We start from the raw sequence: 18,447 nt of genomic DNA on the forward strand, positions 1-18,447 counted from the left end.
AGGCGGTGAAATAGCTTGCCCCGACAACCGCCACACACCGGCGTCTCGCACTGCCTCGAAACTTATGATTGTTTACTAACCTATGGATATGAATATCAATTAATATATTACTCTTGCTATCGTTTCACTGCGACCTCGGCTGTAGGTGTACGTTCGGAGTCCAACACGGGGTATACAAATTGGAATTGATATGGTACGTAATATTTGGAATATTTATACAATAATTTATACATCCTATAGTAACTAACTATATATACACTCGTGCTGTCGCGGCGGCTCCGATCAGGCTCTGGGTCGCTGAACCGGTACGGCCGGTGCTACCACGACTGAAGTTGTCGATCAGAGTGCGCAAAACAATCAGATAGTAATACATACTGTCTTTCAAATATATCGCTGAAGCCTGGCACTGCACTCGTGCTTCTTTCGGGCTAGTCACGACGACTGGTGTCCGCACATCTCTGCGTCGTCACGGTTCCGTCGGTGTCGTCTCAAGTCACATGTTTATACTGGCTTCGCACAATACCCACACACATGCGGAAGCTGGCCGCTGGGACGGCACCGACTGATGGCGACGCGAAGGCGTCGGTTATCACGGTGCTACTGGTCGACGACTACGGGGACTTCCGCCGAACGGCCTCGACGCTTCTGGAACACGAAAGCGACCGGATCGAGGTCGTCGAGGCGGCCAGTGTCGACGACGCACTACGGTACTTCGAGTCCGAAAGCGACTCCATCGACTGCATCGTCTCGGACTACGAGATGCCGTCGGCCAACGGCATCGAGTTCGTCAAGACGGTCCGCCAGACAAACGGCGACCTGCCGTTCATTTTGCTGACCGGTCAGGGGAGCGAAAAACTGGCCAGCGAAGCGGTCTCGGCCGGCGTCACCGATTACTTCGTGAAAGGCGGCGGGCCGGAGCAATATGCCGTACTCGCGAACCGGATCGAGAACGCGGTCGAATCGTACCGGTTCCGCCTCGAGACGGCGCGGCTGTCCCGGATCAACTCGCTGTTTCGGGAGATCAACCGACAGGTGCTCCGGGCGACCACGGCCGAGGAGATCAAACAGGCCGTCTGCGATATCCTGACGCGCTCGAAGACGTACCAGTTCGCCTGGATCGGCGAACGCGACGAGGAGTCCGGGACGATCGTTCCGACCGCCGGTGGCGGCGACGCGATCGAGTACGTTCGGGAGCTGGTCGACCGCCACGGTGAGTCAGTGTTCGACGGCGGGCCGTGTGATCGAGCCCTGACTACCGGGACCCCACAGATCGCGGCGGAGATCCACTCCGACCCCGGATTCGAACCGTGGCACGCCCTCGCTGACGAGTACGGCTTTCGGTCGATGATCGCCCTGCCCATCCAGTACGCCGGATCGGTCCACGGCGTGATCGCGATCTACGCGGACTCACCCTTCGCCTTCGACGAGGCGGAACAGACGATCCTCACGGAACTCGCTGAGATCGTCGCTGACGGACTGCTCTCGACGGCGACGCGCTCCGAGCTCGAGGATCGCGAAGAGGTGCTCCGAACGATCACCGAGGTGTTCACGACGCGTGAGAAGTCGCTGCCCGAGCAGATCGGCGACCTCATGGAGATCGGACGGCGCGTTCTCGGGATGGAGTTCGCGACGCTGTCTCGCGTGAACGGAACGGAGTACACGTTCGAGGTCCTCCAGACGCCCGACGAGACGATCTACTCCGGGGGATCGATACCGCTGTCCGGCACACCCTGTGAGGAGACCGTCGCCAACGAGGAGACGCTCGTCCTCCAGGACCTCGACGAAGACGAGCAGTTCGCGGACGGATCCCTCGCAGACAGCGGTATCACGCGCTACCTCGGAACGCCGCTCACGGTCGGTGGCACGATCTACGGGACGTTCTGTTTCTACGGTACGGAGGCCGGAAGCGGCACTGTCTCGGACTGGGACGTCACTCTCGTGGATCTGCTGAGCAAGTGGATCAGCAACGAGCTCCAGACTCAGCGCGCCGAAGAGGGGTTCACCCACCTCTACGAGACGGCGACCGATCTGCTGGCTGTCACCTCGGAGACCGAGGCGGCGCAGATCGCCGTCAACAGGGCCCGGAACCTCCTCGATTTGCCGGACGTGGTGCTGTACGGGTTCGACAGCGACACGAATTCGTTTCGCCCGCTTGCGGCGACCGCGGACGACGCGCAGTCGAACGACGCGATTCCGGCTGACGGCGACAGCCTCGTGAGTTCGGCCTTCTTCACCGAGGAGACGATAATCGTCGAGGACGGGTCGGAGACCGACATATCCGGGGACGCTTCCGATCTGGACGGGAAGGCGGTGCTGGTCCCGCTCGGAGACCACGGCGTCCTTCGGGCCGGAGACGAGATCGGCGGGACCTTCGATGCGCAGACACGTCGGATCACCGAATTGCTCGGGGCAACGATCCGAACTGCCTTCGACCGGCTGAACTACGAGACCGAACTCGAGGACCGTCAGCACGAACTCGAGCGGCAGACGGTCCAGCTCGAACAGATGAATCGCCTGACCGAACTGAGTCAGAAGATCCACGAGCAGGTACTCAGAGCGGACAGTCGATCGGAGATCGAACAGACAGTCTGCGACCAGCTCGTCGCGTCCGACATCTGCTCGTTCGCGTGGATCGGCGAGTACGAAGCCGACGACGAGCGGGTCACACCGCGGACGTGGGCCGGAACGGATCGAGGCTTCCTCGAAGAGTCACGCTCGCCCACTGGCGAGTCGCCGGCTCCACCCGCGATCCAGACGGCGCGCACGGCTGAACAGACGCTCGACAACAACGTCGCAGACGGTCTCCGCGGCGGCGGCGGGTGGCGCCGGCGTCTTCTCGAACGCGGCTACCAGTCCGTTATCAGCATTCCCATCGCGTATCAGCAGATTTCCTACGGCGTCCTCACCGCGTACGCGAAGTCTCGGGACGCCTTCGACCTTCCGACGCAGTCGGTGCTCGAAGAGGTCAGCGAGACGATCGGCTACGCTATCAACAGTATCGAGACGAAACAGGGTCTCGTCGCGAACCACGCGGTCGAACTCCATCTCGAGGCGACGGAGTCCGACGACATCCTCCACCGAATCGCCAGCACCGTCGACGCGACGGTGACCTTCGAGGGAATCGTTCCACAGGAGAGCGATACCTGCATCGTGTTCTTTAGCACCGACGGGGAGCGAGACTCGGTCCTGGCAAGCGCCGACTCACTGCCGCGACTCGAGCGACTCGAGTGCCTGACTGACACCGAGGACAGGTCGCTCTTCGAAGCCACGGTATCAGGCGGCCAGCTCGCACTGACGATCGCCGAACAGGGTGGTGCTCCGCAATTGATCCGATCGGACGGCGAGACGCTCGAGATCCGCCTCGAAGTCCCACAGACCGTCGACGTTCGTCAGTTTATATCCGAATTGCGTCGCTCGTGCCCCGACATCGAACTCCTCAGTCGATACAAACGCGAGCGCGGCGTTCAGACGCGTGAATCGTTCCAAGCTGAGTTGACGTCACAGTTGACGCCGCGCCAGTTCGAAGTGTTACTGGCCGCCTACTACAGTGGGTTCTACCAATCGCCCCGGGAACGAACCGGTCAGGAGATCGCGAACACCCTCGACATCTCCCAGCCGACGTTCAGCCACCACCTCAGGGTGGCTGTTCGAAAGCTCCTCGAACAGCTGTTCACGGAGGGGCTGACCGCTAGCGATCTAGATAGCTAGCCTACCCAGTTCTGGACACCTAGTCTAATAGTACATACTCTGATAAGGGAGTATATCGTTCCGACATACAATGAGTCTGGAGTGGAACGAGACACAGACCGTCTTCTGGGCAGAGCAGCACGAATCTCCGAGCGAAGCGATCGTATCGACTATCGCGGCACAACAGCACGTCGCGGAGACCGACCTCCCGCCGCTGTACGAACAGGTCGACCCCGAAGCGCTCGACAAGATCGTCACCAGTTACGCCGGTTCGAGCATTCAGATCAGTTTCACCTATAGCGGCTTTCACGTCCATATTCAGAACAGCGACAAAATCGAAATTTCGCCGAACTGATCGTATACCCTCCTGATTCGTGGATACGTGGATACTGAGTAGCGCCGTGGGCGATCTCTCCGTGAGACCTTCGAGTGAGGAGGGCACTCGCGTCGGGACGACGCGCCTGTTCAAGCGATCATCGAAGGACCCCAACCCGTCTCGGATCGACTGACGGTATACGCGATATCGACACTCACCGACGCATCACGAACGATTACGGCCGCCAGCGGACCGACGGTCATTCTGGACTTCGCCGTTGAGTTCGACGAAAGTCTGCTTTTTATTCCGAGGCAAGCAACATCTCTGTTATACCCAGTTTATATTCTCCCTAAGGTCGTGTTCGGTCCCGATCGGTCTGGTGGATTGCAGCGAGCAGTCGTCGAATTTCACGTCACATCCTCTGTGGAGTGCCGATAGTACTTCGACGCTGCAGGCGACCACCTCTCACAGAGGGTCGGTCGGATTAGTTGGCGACTGACGTATTCTGCTGACGAGACGGCCCACACACGGTCACACAAGTAACTATTTCTTACTCCAGGTGTGCCGGGTAACGGGGGTGTAACAAAACGGTACCCCGGGTTTCGTGTATATATGCCCATTTCGCGGCCTGAACACAAACCAACGCAGCAACCGAGGTCATGAGCGAACCGATGGTAGAGGAAGACACAGAGCTATCGCGCGACGAGATGTTCGATATCCTCAGTAGTTCGAGGCGGCGGTATACGCTGTACTATCTCCGCCAACAGGACCAGCCGGTCCAGTTGACCGACCTGGCTGAGGAATTGGCCGCGTGGGAGAACGACACGACGGTGGACGAACTCTCTTCGCAGGCGCGAAAACGAGTGTACGTTTCGCTGTATCAGACGCACGCTCCGAAGCTACAGGAGGCCGGTCTAATAACGTACGACGCTGATACCGGCGAGATCTCGCTTCGCGAGGACGCACCCGAGGTCGAACCGTTCATCAGTAACGGTGACGACGACGTCGAGTGGTTTCGGTACTACGGTGCCGTCGCGCTGGTCAACGCACTCCTGTTGATTGGCGTGGTCGCGGGAATCCCGCCGTTTACCGCGCTCACTCCGATCGCCCTGGGAACGATCGTCATCTCTTCGTTTCTGCTCCTCTCGATCGTCCACGGCATCTATCGGTGGCGAGGTGGAAACGACAGCTCGTTCGAGATCGGTGAGCCGTAGGCTGTTGGCAATGGAGAAACGAAAAGACGACACCCCCCTGAGGGATGCGTTACTCGTCGTCGTCAGTTGCTCCGTCGGGGAGCAACTGATCCGGCGACCGTTTGTACATCGGAGTGGTCGCGAACTCTGCGATTCGTTCCATTTCGCTGTCAGAGATATGCTCCGGCATACACCCACATGTCCCCTTACGTCGGTTTAGTAATTGAGTTCATATTTTGAGTAGTCGGCGTGTTCTCGACGTTGGTGTGTCCCCCAGGCGTCTATCGTAACTTTCGAAACGAGATCTTCACGGATCGTTCCGCCGTCGTGCGATCGGAGATGCAACTGATTTTCAGTGGCTCCAGAGGTATCGCTCCGGGTGATCGGTGTGTGGACACGATCGGAGGACACAGAGCTGATTGTCTACCTGACTCTGGGACGACACCTCCGCCCGTGCGAGATCCAGATCTTGTCTCTCCCCCGTGCGCGCGTTGGGGAAATTGTTGAGCCGTCCGATAGCCAGACGCCTCTTACTCCCGATTGTCATCCCCGTGTGGAGTTGGATAGTGGCACTTCAAAACGGATTCTGCATCCAGACCTCGCCTCTATTCATCGGAACTCTCGCACTCCCGATCAGTATCGACTCAAGAGCGGAGTGTCGGTAGAACGCGGGTGGATCGGGTTACCGATCCGACACACCCGCTGACGTGGAGAGAGCGTCCGAGTCGACAGCGACTGTTACAGGGCACGAGCGTCCCTGAGGGGGGTGGTAAGGATTGGGCCGGTGTGTTGTGGGTGTCGGGTAACTGCCCTCTCCATTTCCATAATAGATGGGGGTCTGTATTGTTATAGTCGTGTTATTTCCCCACATCGGAGCTTACCAGTCGTGAAGTGGTGATTTCGATCCTGTTTCCGAGTTTTGCACTACCGTCACTGTCAGAGTCGGTTCTTCCGCTGTGTTCTCTCTCCTATCGCTTCCTGTGGCATCGCTCTACTCGTGCTGAGGTCCTACGCCCTCCTCGAAACGACGATCGTGGGACACGCGTGCCACGGCTGAATCTCGGATTGGCGGTGTGCAGCCTTGTAGTAATTCGTTCTTACCGACAAGCTCGTGACCGATTGTAGATATATCAGGGCCCATCGCTCCGCTAGGTAAGTGGTAAGTATATTTGGACCATTCAAATGGTAAGGGAACCCTCTCGGGCAGAAGCTTTAATACAGTAATTACTCCTTTCGATCATATGCCTGATATTGGACAGGTGAATAGAATGGATAAAGAGTCACTTAATATGGTCTTATCGACTACAGCCCTCCGATCTGATGACATGCGTGCGCGCATAGCCTCCCGAAATGGTCCGCGGTCCTCCAGCGCTGGAGTGTTCTCGGCATGATGACGACAGAGGAGTGGGAAGAGATGCCGACAGATCCCGACTGGGAGGCAGATCTCGGCTACGAGATGGAGGAACTCACGGTCGTCAGGTCGTCTACCGATTCCCAGCTGATATTCCTGCCGGAGCACGAGTCCCAGCTCGGCGAGGAGGAGTTCATCGTCATTCACTCCGACTCGCTGTGTGATCTTCGACGGTAGTTCCCGAACGAGTACCGTTTCAGCAGTGTCGGGTCTGAACGAATAACACGGTACGATCTGGCATTAGTAGCACCATTACAATGGGTGTACTGGGGGTTTCCTGCACACGATGAAAGCAGTAGTTCTCGCGGCTGGCAAGGGAACACGCCTCCGTCCGCTGACCGATGAGATTCCGAAAGCACTCGTCGAAATCGATGGGTCTCCGCTCCTGACGCACTGTCTCGAGGAACTCGTATCTCTCGACGCGGAAGAGCTCGTTATCGTGGTCGGTTACCAGAAAGATCAGATCATCGACCACTACGGTGACAACTTCGACGGGGTTCCGATAACCTACGTTGAGCAGGACGAACCCGACGGACTTGCCGACGCGCTGTTACAGGCAGAGTCGGAGATCGACGACGACTTCATGCTGATGCTCGGGGACAACGTCTTCCGGGGGAACCTCGATACCGTCGTGCAACGACAGCAGGAGCAGCGGGTCGACTGCGCGTTCCTCGTGGAGGAAGTCCCCGAATCGGAGGCGTCGCGGTACGGCGTCTGCGTGACGAACAAGTATGGCGAGATCGTCAACGTCGTCGAGAAGCCCGACGATCCGCCGTCCAATCTCGTCATGACTGGATTCTATACGCTGTCTCCGGCGATCTTCGAGGCGTGTAACCTCGTTCAACCGTCCGACCGCGGCGAGTACGAACTCAGCGACGCGATCGACCTGCTGATGGAAAGCGGTCGAACCATCGACGCGGTTCGACTCGACGGCTGGCGCATTGACGTCGGCTATCCTGAAGACCGTGATGCCGCCGAACGTCGCCTTCAGGACGAGAAACCGACCCCGACACCCGACGGCGGGAAACAACTACCGACCGAGCCTACGTCGCCAAGTAACGATTGATGTGGCCGTGGGAGCACTTCTCGGTCAGCTACATCTGCTACTCGGTGGCTGTCCGAGCGAGCCGTCGGCGGCCTCCGAACGCCGTCGAGGGTTACGCGCTCCTGTTCGGCGCACTGTTCCCCGACCTCGTCGACAAACCCGGGAGCTGGCTCTTTCACGTATTACCGTCCGGCGTCTCGGTCGCCCACTCGATCTTCGTGGCCGTTCCGCTGACGGTGGTGGTACTCTTGGTAGGGCGACATCTTGGGCGGACAGAATTCGGAACCGCCTTCGGAGTCGGTTATCTCCTCCACCTTCCACAGGACGCGGTGTATGGAACGATCACGTCCGGGAGTGCGCCGGCGTATCGGGTGTTTCTCTGGCCGATCGCGCCGAAACAGACCAGTTCGTACGGCGGATTTCTCGCCAACGTGCGCCATTACTTCGGACAATATCAGGCCTTGCTCGCCGATCCGCGGACGGTGTGGTTCGTCCTCTTCGAGTTCCTTCTCCTCTCGGCAGCGCTGTCACTCTGGCTCGCGGACGGGGCCCCGGGCTGGAATATGGTCAGTAAACGACTGCCCACCAGATGGCTGCCTCGGTGACGACGGACCTGACCCCCGGTTTTCGCGGTCACGCCTGCCCGGCAAGCGATATCTTCGCATCAATTGAAACGGCTTACACATCGATCGAGCCACAGTTGTGTGATCGGGTATGCGCTGAGCTTCAATGGCTACTATAGTAGTGGCATAACAAAACCCTATAGTCGAGATGGATGGAGTATGAGTGCTGCATGGGTCAAACATTTCGTGCTGTTCTTCGTCGCGTGGCTCGCTCTGACGGTGGGCGGGATGGTATTCTTCGGTCTCGGGAGCCCGCTGCTGTTTTACCTACTCGGGTACGGGGGATTCCTGCTGGCCGTCGAGTTCAGTAACCCCGACGGGGATCGACCGACAAACCACAGGCGTCTCCGGTGGCTCTCGATGGGCGGGTTCGTCGTGTTCATCTACGCGATGGTCTCGTGGGTACAGTCCGTCATCGCTTCCATGCCGGCGTGACCCAGACGAATACGATCCTTACCTGTACCAAGCAGAGTATACTAATACCCAACTCCTGAGAACTGGAACATACAAGGCTCTCAAATGGTTTCCGTCAGTGTTATTATTGCGACGCTGAAGTCTCGCTGTGAGATCGAAGCGATACAGGTCCTCGATCATCACGCGTTCGACGACTACGAAGTTATCGTCTGTGACGAAAGCCCCGTGACTGCGGCTCGAAACGCGGGCATCAAACGAGCGACGACGGACAAACTCGTCTTCCTTGACGACGACTCCCGTCCGCAGCCGGGATATCTCGAACGTGCCCGTGACGTTCTCGAGACGGAGGCGGCCTATGCCGGCCGAACCGTTCATCCGTTCGACGATCTCTTCTCTCGGCACTTCACCAATCACTACGACTGGGGAGACGAGCCCTGTTACGTCAAGCACTTCTGGGGTTGTAACATGGGTGTTCACCGGACGGTATTCGAGACGGTCGGCGGCTGGGACGAACAGATGGGGTGGGGTCACGAGGAAAAAGAGCTCGCGTACCGGGTCATCGAGGAGTTCGATATCCGTTACGACCCCGACCTCGTGGTCGAACACCCCTACGCGGATTCGATCACCGACTACTGGCGGAAGCAGTACAAACTCGAACAGAAGTCGCCCTACTACTGGTCGAAACGAGACATTCCGCTCCGAGAGCAAGTCCTGTGTACTCTCTGTGACGCGTCCGATCCGCTCAATTACGTGCGAAGGACACCGATGGCAACCGTCACACAGGCCGGCGGGACGATTGCGAGGGCGGCAGGTCGGATCAAAGGACTCCTCGATGGCTCACAGCGACCGAGTCGGGTGCCGAACCGGCCCCCGGAGATCGAAGTCGAAACCGATCCGAAACCGGAACTGATTCAGGAATAGTCGACTCTGAGCAGTACTTTCGTGCGGTCGCAGGGAGGATGGATGGATGCTTCGACCAGGACCACGAAAGGGAAACCACTGTTGAAGCCCAGGGAAACCCATCGTTTAGCCGCCGTAGTCCTCGTCTCCGTACCCGCCTTCACCGTAGCCGCGATAGAATAGCTCCCGCTCGAATAGGAGGGCGATAACGAACGAGAGAGCGGTGAGGATGAGATACAGCACGGTTCGCCGTGTCGTTCGCTTCGAGTCCTCGGTTGTCGGAGGTTCCTCGGAGGGAGTCGACTCGTCGGACATTATCGGTAGCTTGGGTGACTGACGTCGACCTGTCCGACAATCTCACGCGAAACACCGAGACGACAGCGGGGTACCATTTCGTATGTACTCCGTCGGAAGATGGGTTTAGTAGTTGTGGCATACTCCCACCCGGTTGACAGAGACGACCGAACCAACCCTCCTTCGTTGCCGTTCTCACGCTCTGGCGGCCGATTCTGACCGTCCCATCGTGATTTTGCGTCGAACTGGACGATTCTGTGGGACTATTGTACGCCAGTTCGATCCATACCCCGGCCGTTCAGTCTGCACTTTTCGCAGCCACCGACAGTTAGCAGCCGTTTAATATCCTGACTTTCGGCGGACGCGTCGGGCTCGGATTTACCGGCACTTCGATTCGAGAGACGGCGCCCTCGCTCGACTGCTGGGCTCGACTTGGCTGGACGGGACCGCCCAGTGGTCCTCCGTTCGTTTGACAGTACGAGGTTACTACTATTGGGGCCCCTCGCCCCACATCCATCGATGACTTACACTGTCGCAGTCGTCGGGACCGGTGCAAACCCCGACGACCCGGACACTGACGGATTCGCGATGGCCTACAGACATGCCGGCGCTTACAGTCGACTCGACTCGTGTTCGCTCACCGCCTGTGCCGACATCATCCCGGAGAACGCTCGACAGTTCGCTGACCGGTGGGACATCCCGGACGACAATATCTACACGGATTCGGTGAAGATGCTCGAAGCGATCGAGCCAGACATCGTGAGCGTCTGTGTTCCCCCGCACGTCCACGCGGACGTCGTCATCTCTTGTGCGGAAACCGGTGTGATGGACGCTATTCACTGCGAGAAGCCCATGGCGACGACGTGGGCGGACTGTCAGCGAATGGCTTCGACCTGCAAGCGCGCCGGCATCCAGCTCACGTTCAACCACCAGCGTCGGTTCGGGAAACCGTTCCGACAGGCCAAGAAGCGCCTCGACGGAGGTGCTATCGGGTCGCTCGACCGCATCGAACTCGGCGGGAAGAATCTGTTCGATTACGGATCGCACCTGTTCGACCTCTGTGGGTTCTTCACCGACCAGGCCGTAGCGAAGTGGGTGATGGCCGGCATCGAGTACAGCGAGGAGAACGTGCAGTTCGGCGCGCACAACGAGAACCAGGCCATCGCGCAGTGGCAGTACACGAACGGCGTAAACGGCCTCGCTTCGACGGGTGACGGCGGAATCGTCGACTGTCAAATGCGACTCCTCGGGGACGACGGCGTCATCGAAATCGGTGGCTCGGAGGCGCCGCTTCGTATCCAGTCCGGTGGGAAGTGGCGGACTGTCAACACCGGTGGCGAAGACGTCCACGGCCCGAGCGAATCGATCTTCGACGCCGCCAAACAGAAACTCTCGGCGCGACTTCCGGGTGTGTCCACAGAAACCGCTCGTCCCGAGACCTTCGTCGACCGGGCGATCGCGGATGTGGTCGACGCTCTCGACACGGGGCGAGAGCCGGAACTCTCGGCAGACAACGCCCTCCAGGCGACCGAACTGATCTTCGGGTGCTGGGAGTCCGCACGTCGGTGTGGGAGAGTCGACTTCCCGCTCGAGATCACCGACAACCCACTCGAAGCAATGGTCGAGAACGGCGAACTACTCAGCGCCAGTGGGCAGTGATCGACCGTGGCCTGTCGATTGCGCCGGATCGTCTCCCGTCGACACCGACGTTACAGCGAGCATAACAAACAGATAGTACCCGAACGCTCTACCAACGTGAGTACTGTACGGGAAGGGTGTGTAACGGGAGCGAAGCGTGGGCGTACCTCGGTAACCCACGTTTATCGGCTCCGCTGGACGCGCCACGAGGAGTTGTGGTCGAGACTATGATAGACAAACTGAAAGGACTACTGCGACGGCTGCTTCCGTACGGCGACGACGTCATGGAGCAGGCGGTGAAAAGCGGCGTTTGGGTGGGCGTGATGAACGTCACCGAGCGCGGCCTGGAACTCCTGCTTCTGGTCATCGTCGCCTCGCTGCTGTCGCCTCGTGCCTTCGGTCTGATGGGGATCGCACTGTTGATTCTCTCTTCGCTGAAGAAGTTCTCGGAACTCGGGGTCAAAGACGCCCTGATCCAGGCAGAGGAGGACAACGTCGACGAGGAACTCAACACTGCGTGGACGATCGAGACGGTTCGCGGGGTGGTGATCGCCGCGCTGTTGTTCGTCGGCGCACCGTACATCTCGTCGCTGTTCGCCGAACCGGCGGCGACGGGCGTCGTCAGGATCATCGCGCTCTCGCCGCTGGTCGTTGGGCTCCAGAACCCGGCCGTCGTCTACTTCAAAAAGAGCCTCGACTTCCACAAGGAGTTCGTCTACAGGGTGAGTGGTGCGGCTGCGTACTTCATCGTCACTGTCGGATACGCGCTGTACGACCCGAGCGTCTACGCGCTCGCGGTCGGATACATCGCGGGCGACCTGACTCGATTCGCCGTCTCGTACCTCGCTGACGGCTTCCGTCCGTGGCCGGCCTTCGAGGTCGATATCGCACGGCGCCGTCTCGGGTTCGGCAAGTGGATCACTGCCAACTCTATCCTCTACTTCCTGTACAGTCAGGGTGACGACGCCTTCGTCGGGTGGGCGCTCATGGCGAGCGCACTCGGGTTCTACCAGCTCGCCTACCGGCTGTCGAACGCGCCGGCGACCGAGATCACGCACACGATTTCGAGCGTCACGTTTTCGGCGTATTCGAAGGTACAGGACAACACCGAGAAACTCCGTGCCGGCTATCTGCAGACGCTCCGAATGACGACGTTCGCCTCGTTCCCCGCGGCTGTCGGTATCGCCGCGGTGGCACCAGCCTTCGTCGAGGCGTTCTTCACGCCGGAGTGGCGGCCGATGATCCGCGTCATGCAACTGCTGGCCGTGTACGGGCTGCTACGGTCGATGGGTGCGACGATGGGTCCGATCTGGAAAGCGATCGGCCGCCCGGATTACATCGCGAAACTTTCGGCCCTTCGTGTCTTGCTGATCGCGATATTCATCTATCCGGTTACGATGAACTACGGTATCGAGGGGACGGCTGCGCTCATCACGGGTGTGTACATCTTCCCGATGATGCCGATCGACATTTACCTGATAGCCAGGACGATCGATTCATCACCGCGAGAGATCCTCCGGGAGATCGGGTATCCGCTCGTCGCGAGCCTCGGGATGGGTGCTGCGGTGACGTACGTGTATCACACCGTGGATCTCAACGTACCGATCGCCGAGTTCGCCATGCTGGTACTCGTCGGTATCATCACCTATGCCGTCCTCTCGATCACGTTCATGGTCAGTTTCGACTGGGAAGTGAAGCAGAACCTCGAATCGATCGTTGATACTCTCGCAGGATGACATCAATGACAACTCACAACATGCGACGTGTACGGGCCGAGGTGAGACGATGAAACGACGGACGTTCCTGACGAGTAGCGCGCTCGTATCGGTGCCGTCGGTCGAGAAGCTACTGCAGTTGCTCTTGCAGGTCAACCAGGGCCAGATCGTCGCCAAACGTCTCCTGGCGGTTCCCGAGGGGGGAGCCGAGCAGCATGAACTCGCTGCTGTCGATGCGAACGGCACGTCGGTTGCCTCGAATCACGAGGACCTTCTGGCGGAGTCGCCGGGGACGGTCCCCACCGAAGCGGCGACAGAGCTGCGGACCCAGTACCGCGAACTCCGATTCCGGGTGACCGTCTCGCACCACGAGTCGAGTCTCGGTCGGCCGGCAGACGGAGAGCCAGTGGAGTACGAGACGTCACGGGTCCTGTACAGCGGGATGGATATCGGGGATCACGCCACGTTCCAGACTTCGTTACTGGATGACAACACGCTCGTTTCGCTCTCCTGTTTGTCGGACGAGAAGTCTTCCCTCCAACGGCGCTGTCGCGTCGGCGTCGAAGATCCGACTGGGGAGTGAACCTCGGAGGGCCGTAACTCGGTCCCGACAACGGGTGTAATCGACTCCTACTACAGCCCGCGTCTGACGGTAATAACTCATTATACCGCTCCCGAGAACGAATTCTCTGTCATCATTTCGAAAAAATTTGGTATGCAACAATCTCTAATCGGATTCTGTGAAACTCCAAGGGAAACCACCAGGGAACAACCCTTAAAAGAGTAACCAGGAACTACCGCACTGTGACGAACACAGAACAGAATCGCTCGCATACAACTGATGAATCGTTGCAGGGCGCCGACCGATCCACGTCGAAAGTCCCTATTAACCGCCGTACCTGCCTGAAACTCGCGGGTCTTGCCGCGACTTCGCTCGCCGGCTGTGCCGGTAATGGTGGTCCTACTGCCGGTGAAACGGCGACTGGTTTCGGCTATGGCGGCAGCCCAGCGGTCACCGAACAGGTGGCCGCAACAGACGTTACGGAGATCGCCGAACTCGGTTCGGTGGCACGATCCGTACGGACGATCGGTTTCGACGCTCCGCTTTCGAAGACACTCACGGCCGGGTCATCAGATCTGTTCGCTTTCGAGGCACGCGACGCGACGGATCTGACCATCTCGTACAAGTCGGCCGGTGACGCTGGCCTCACCGCGCTCGGTTTCTTCGACCCCGACGGTGAACTCGTCTCGCAGGCCTACGCTCGACCGAACGTTCCGGTCTATCTCCCGGAATCTATCTCGACCGCCGGTACGCACTACGTACAGGTACTGGACCTGAGTCGAGGCGGCGGCGCGTACGACCTGAATCTCTCTACGGAGTACACCACCACGCAATCACAGTCTCCGTACGAGGGGACCGTGTCGTCGATTCCTGGGCGCATCCAGGCTCAGAACTTCGACGTCGGTGGCGAGGGCATGGGCTATCACGACACCTCGAGCGGGAACGTCTACGGGCTGACCGTCCGTGACACTGACGTCGACATCCGCAAGACCGGCGACGAGTCCGGGAGCTACAACATCGGGTACTTCCAGGACGGCGAGTGGCTAGAGTACACGACCGACGTGGTGGCCGGCACCTACGACGTCAGCCTGCGCGTCTCGTCGCCGTTCTCCGGCGGCAGACTGCAACTGACGCTCGGCGACCAGACGCTCGGAACAGTCGAGGTGCCCAACACCGGCGACTGGACGACCTGGGAGACGGTCACGCTCTCGGAGGTCTCTCTCGACCAGGACGGGCAATCGGCACTCCGAGTCGAAGCGCTCGACTCCGGGATCGAGCTCAACTGGATCGATTTCGAGGCCCTCGATACGCAGGGACCCCACGGCGGCACGCCGGTGACGATCCCCGGCCGCATCGAGGCCGAGAACTACGACCTCGGCGGCGAGGGAACCGCGTACCACGACACGTCGGCGGGCAACGAGTACGATACGACCTACCGCGACGGCGACGTCGACATTCGAGAGACGCAGGACACCTCGGGGACCTACAACGTCGGGTACTTCCAGGACGGCGAGTGGCTGGAATACACTGCCGACGTCTCGCCGGGAACGTACGATCTGGGCGTCCGGGTCGCAACGACTCGTTCGGACCGACAGCTCCGGTTCTCTCTGGACGGACAGGAACTGGCGACGGTCGACGTTCCCAACACGGGCGGCTGGACGACGTGGGAACTGGCCGTCGTCGAAGACGTGTCGATCGACGCCGACGGCGAACACGTGCTCCGTGTCGAAGCGATCGGTTCCGGCATCGACTTCAACTACGTCGAGTTCAAGGAAGTCGAAACGGCGTCTTCCAATCTCCCGACGCTCCCCGGCCGTATCCAGGCGGAAGACTACGACCTGGGCGGGGAAGGCGTCGCGTACCACGACACGTCGGCGGGCAACGAGTACGACACGACCTACCGCGACGACGACGTCGACATTCGAGAGACGCAGGACGTCTCCGGCGGGTACAACGTCGGGTACTTCCAGGACGGTGAGTGGCTCCAGTACACCGCCGAAATTCCGGCCGGCACGTACGACCTCAACGTCCGCGTCGCGACCCCGCGAAGCGGTCGACAGCTCGATATCGCGCTCGACGGCACAACGGTCGGGACCATCGACGTTCCGACCACGGGCGACTGGACCGCCTGGCAGACCGCGACGCTCCGTGACGTGACTGTCTCGTCCGGCGGCGAACACACCATTCAGGTGAAGGCAGTCGGCTCGGGCATCGACTTCAACTGGTTCGAACTCCTCGAATCGGGCTCGACCGAGACGGAGACGGCCACTCCGACTGAAACGGAGACGGCCACTCCGACTGAAACGGAGACGGCCACTCCGACCGAGACAGCGACGGCGACGCCGACGGAGACGGAAACGCCGACCGAAACGGCGACGGATTCCGGCTCCACCGAGGACGACTTCGGCGAACAGGGATACGGAATGGGTGGGTACGGGGGTACCCAGTAACACAGAACAATGGCAGAACGATACACCACGCCCGCAGAGGGTACACTCGATTGGCACGTCCCGCTCAACGAAAACTTCGACAAGCTCGATACGCACGTCGAACTCCGCGACGCCGAGTCGAACCTCGGCCAGTACGAACCGAAGGCAGGCGCGAAGTTCCTCGCCACCGACACGGGAACCGTCTACATCGGTGACGGAAGCAACTGGAACCGGATCGGAAGCCTCAGCGCGAGCGACTCATCCGTCTCAGAGGCGGACGACGGCTCACTCATCGCCCCGCCGGGCGAGGTCCAGTCCGTCATCGACCAGGCCTCGAACTCACACACGTGGGCCCAGGGTCCGAGCCGGACGGTGAAACTCGTCTCCGGTGAGAACTACTTCCCCTCGGACACTATCAAGCTCCGACGGAACGTTCGCCTCGAGTGCAACGGCGCTCGCATCGTCCCCGACGGTGACTTCAACGTCGTCGAGATGTACCGCGGGACCCAGCTGATCGATCCGTTCATCGACACCCGTCCCGTCTCCTGGAACTCCGCTCAGGTCGTTGTCGGCGCGAGCGACGCGTCGAAGATCGAGCCGGCGAACCGCGCGACCGTCGAGAACGCGTATCTCCTCGGAGACAAGGGCGAAGGGATCGGCCTTCAGTTCCTCGGCGGCTCCCATCCGTGTTCGATGCAGGTCGCGTCCGGGAGCATCTCCGGATTCGACATCGGTATCGACTGCTACGCGAACGGGAGCGACACCAGCGGGCAGGGCGACTGGTCCAACGGCAACCGGTTCTACGGCACGCTCACCGACTTCCGCATCGGCGTGAACCACCGGTCCGAGGGCGCGGAAGTCTCGGGTAACGTCTTCCGGCTCATGGTCCAGCCAAGCGACGACGTGAGCGAGTGGCTCTGGTACATGGAAGACGACCCGCGCTCGGAGAGCCAGCGGGGCGACAACTCCTACGTGAAAGGTAGCAACACCATGCTGGTGTACCCGTGGGACACGGCCCTGTTCATGGAGAACAACGACTACAACGACGGCGGTGACCGACGCGCGCCGATCTGGTACCTCGGCAAAGGGAAGAACTACGCCAATTCGATGGTCGATCTGTCCGGAACGCTGGGTAACCAGTTCATCGTCAACAACTCGGACTACCCCGACCGCAACGGCATCTTCACCTACCACGGTGGCAAAGTTACCGGGACGAGCCAGTTCTCGCATCCCCCGTCGTACCAGCCAAACAGCGACAGTCGGATGTGGCACGAGGGCTCTATCAACTAACGACGCGTCGCGTAGCTTTCGCGGCCAACGGCGACGCCGGCGTTTCCGTAGGTGTCCCACCGGAGCGCATTCTCCATCGCGAACCGCTCGAAGGAGACGTTCCAGGCGATGTCGTCACAGAAGTACAGACACCCGTCCACGCCGGCGGCGACCCTCTCGAACGCCCGTTTCCGAACTGAGTACCGCTTCGGACCGTCGTAGACGAACGCATCGACCTCACGGTCGTCGAGTTCCACCGGGAGCAGGTCATTCATGTTCCCGAGTTGCATCTCCCAGCGGTGGCGATACTCCGCTGGAACGATCCATCCGACGTCTCGCCCCGTCGGAATCCAGGCTCCCGCAGAGTCCTCCCACTCCCCGGTGTGGTCGTCTTCGTACTTCGGGCGGTCGATACTCGTGAGGGTCCCGCCATTTTCGTTCCGCTCCAGCGCGGCCAGGGCGTAATACGAGGAGACGCCGTTGGCGACCCCGATTTCGACGACTGACTCGGGGCGCGCCGTCCTGAGCGCTGCGTAGAGGACGGGCGCTTCCACTTCGATGCCGCCGATTGCGAACGGCTTGTCGTCGAACACGCGTCGGCAGGACTCGACGTGAGGTTTGACGTCAGACTCGAACTCGTCGAAATACTCCTGGATCTCCCGGCCACTCGTCCCGAGGAGGTTTGCCAGCGCCGACCGACAGGACCGCTCTCGGAACGCGTCCTGTAGCCGTCTTGCTCGTCCCGTCGGGTCCGAACGCCGGAACCGAACCGACCGCAGAAAGTGATACAGCTCGTCGGGATTTCTGAGGCCCGTCAGGACCGATCGAGTCGTGACGTCGTGGAGGAGTCCCCCAATAGCCATGCAAGCGAATCTCGGTGGGCGGACATGAGAACACGCTCTCTACTTACATAGCGGTCCGCGGTTCTCGCTCTCACATTTCGGCGGAGTG

Annotated in this window: 15 protein-coding genes; 13 read left to right on the top strand and 2 right to left on the bottom strand. The window is 60.0% G+C overall.

Annotated features, from left to right (window positions below):
- The first annotated feature begins 531 nt into the window (after window positions 1–531).
- The 8 genes from ACOZ4I_RS18855 (at window position 532) to ACOZ4I_RS18890 (ending at window position 9,610) form a co-directional block, all read left to right on the top strand.
- Window positions 532–3,708, top strand: coding sequence for a GAF domain-containing protein (locus ACOZ4I_RS18855; protein ID WP_424004972.1), 3,177 nt, complete (start codon window positions 532–534; stop codon window positions 3,706–3,708).
- Between the two features lie 70 nt (window positions 3,709–3,778).
- Window positions 3,779–4,042: a HalOD1 output domain-containing protein gene (locus tag ACOZ4I_RS18860; protein ID WP_424004974.1), complete on the top strand. Its 264-nt coding sequence runs from the start codon at window positions 3,779–3,781 to the stop codon at window positions 4,040–4,042.
- A gap of 632 nt (window positions 4,043–4,674) precedes the next feature.
- The gene (locus ACOZ4I_RS18865) at window positions 4,675–5,217 is read left to right on the top strand and encodes a DUF7344 domain-containing protein (protein WP_424004976.1); all 543 of its coding nucleotides are present in this window, start codon (window positions 4,675–4,677) and stop codon (window positions 5,215–5,217) included.
- 1,366 nt (window positions 5,218–6,583) lie between these two features.
- The gene (locus ACOZ4I_RS18870) at window positions 6,584–6,784 is read left to right on the top strand and encodes a hypothetical protein (protein WP_162414327.1); all 201 of its coding nucleotides are present in this window, start codon (window positions 6,584–6,586) and stop codon (window positions 6,782–6,784) included.
- A gap of 109 nt (window positions 6,785–6,893) precedes the next feature.
- A complete protein-coding gene (aglF, locus tag ACOZ4I_RS18875; RefSeq protein WP_424004978.1) occupies window positions 6,894–7,673 on the top strand; it encodes a UTP--glucose-1-phosphate uridylyltransferase AglF in 780 nt (259 codons plus the stop codon).
- On the top strand, window positions 7,673–8,257 hold the full coding sequence (locus ACOZ4I_RS18880; protein WP_424004980.1) for a metal-dependent hydrolase: 585 nt from the start codon (window positions 7,673–7,675) through the stop codon (window positions 8,255–8,257). Before aglF ends, ACOZ4I_RS18880 begins: the two co-directional genes overlap by 1 nt.
- 177 nt (window positions 8,258–8,434) lie before the next feature.
- A complete protein-coding gene (locus ACOZ4I_RS18885) occupies window positions 8,435–8,710 on the top strand; it encodes a hypothetical protein (RefSeq protein WP_424004982.1) in 276 nt (91 codons plus the stop codon).
- Between the two features lie 84 nt (window positions 8,711–8,794).
- Entirely contained in the window at window positions 8,795–9,610 is an 816-nt protein-coding gene (locus ACOZ4I_RS18890) for a glycosyltransferase family 2 protein (protein WP_424004984.1), read from the top strand.
- A 105-nt stretch (window positions 9,611–9,715) separates the two neighbouring features.
- Here ACOZ4I_RS18890 and ACOZ4I_RS18895 read toward each other — a convergent pair whose 3' ends face one another.
- Complete coding sequence (locus tag ACOZ4I_RS18895; RefSeq protein ID WP_424004986.1) at window positions 9,716–9,904, bottom strand: hypothetical protein; 189 nt, start codon at window positions 9,902–9,904, stop codon at window positions 9,716–9,718.
- Window positions 9,905–10,402: 498 nt separating this feature from the next.
- Between ACOZ4I_RS18895 and ACOZ4I_RS18900 the strand changes: the two genes are divergently transcribed.
- The 5 genes from ACOZ4I_RS18900 (at window position 10,403) to ACOZ4I_RS18920 (ending at window position 17,517) form a co-directional block, all read left to right on the top strand.
- Window positions 10,403–11,542, top strand: a complete 1,140-nt coding sequence (locus ACOZ4I_RS18900) for a Gfo/Idh/MocA family protein (RefSeq protein WP_424004988.1) — start codon at window positions 10,403–10,405, stop codon at window positions 11,540–11,542.
- Window positions 11,543–11,748: 206 nt separating this feature from the next.
- Window positions 11,749–13,257: a lipopolysaccharide biosynthesis protein gene (locus ACOZ4I_RS18905; RefSeq protein ID WP_424004990.1), complete on the top strand. Its 1,509-nt coding sequence runs from the start codon at window positions 11,749–11,751 to the stop codon at window positions 13,255–13,257.
- Window positions 13,258–13,306: 49 nt separating this feature from the next.
- A complete protein-coding gene (locus ACOZ4I_RS18910) occupies window positions 13,307–13,819 on the top strand; it encodes a hypothetical protein (protein ID WP_424004992.1) in 513 nt (170 codons plus the stop codon).
- Between the two features lie 221 nt (window positions 13,820–14,040).
- Window positions 14,041–16,248, top strand: a complete 2,208-nt coding sequence (locus ACOZ4I_RS18915; protein WP_424004993.1) for a carbohydrate-binding domain-containing protein — start codon at window positions 14,041–14,043, stop codon at window positions 16,246–16,248.
- A 9-nt stretch (window positions 16,249–16,257) separates the two neighbouring features.
- Window positions 16,258–17,517 carry a hypothetical protein gene (locus tag ACOZ4I_RS18920; protein ID WP_424004995.1) on the top strand — a complete coding sequence of 420 codons (1,260 nt, stop codon included), beginning with the start codon at window positions 16,258–16,260 and terminating at the stop codon, window positions 17,515–17,517.
- On the opposite strand, the gene ACOZ4I_RS18925 is transcribed toward ACOZ4I_RS18920, so the two are convergent.
- The gene (locus ACOZ4I_RS18925; protein WP_424004996.1) at window positions 17,514–18,359 is read right to left on the bottom strand and encodes a class I SAM-dependent methyltransferase; all 846 of its coding nucleotides are present in this window, start codon (window positions 18,357–18,359) and stop codon (window positions 17,514–17,516) included. The genes ACOZ4I_RS18920 and ACOZ4I_RS18925 overlap by 4 nt on opposite strands.
- Window positions 18,360–18,447 lie beyond the last annotated feature (88 nt).

It is taken from the genome of Haloarcula salina (assembly GCF_049603855.1).
Classification (GTDB): Archaea; Halobacteriota; Halobacteria; order Halobacteriales; family Haloarculaceae; genus Haloarcula; species Haloarcula salina_A.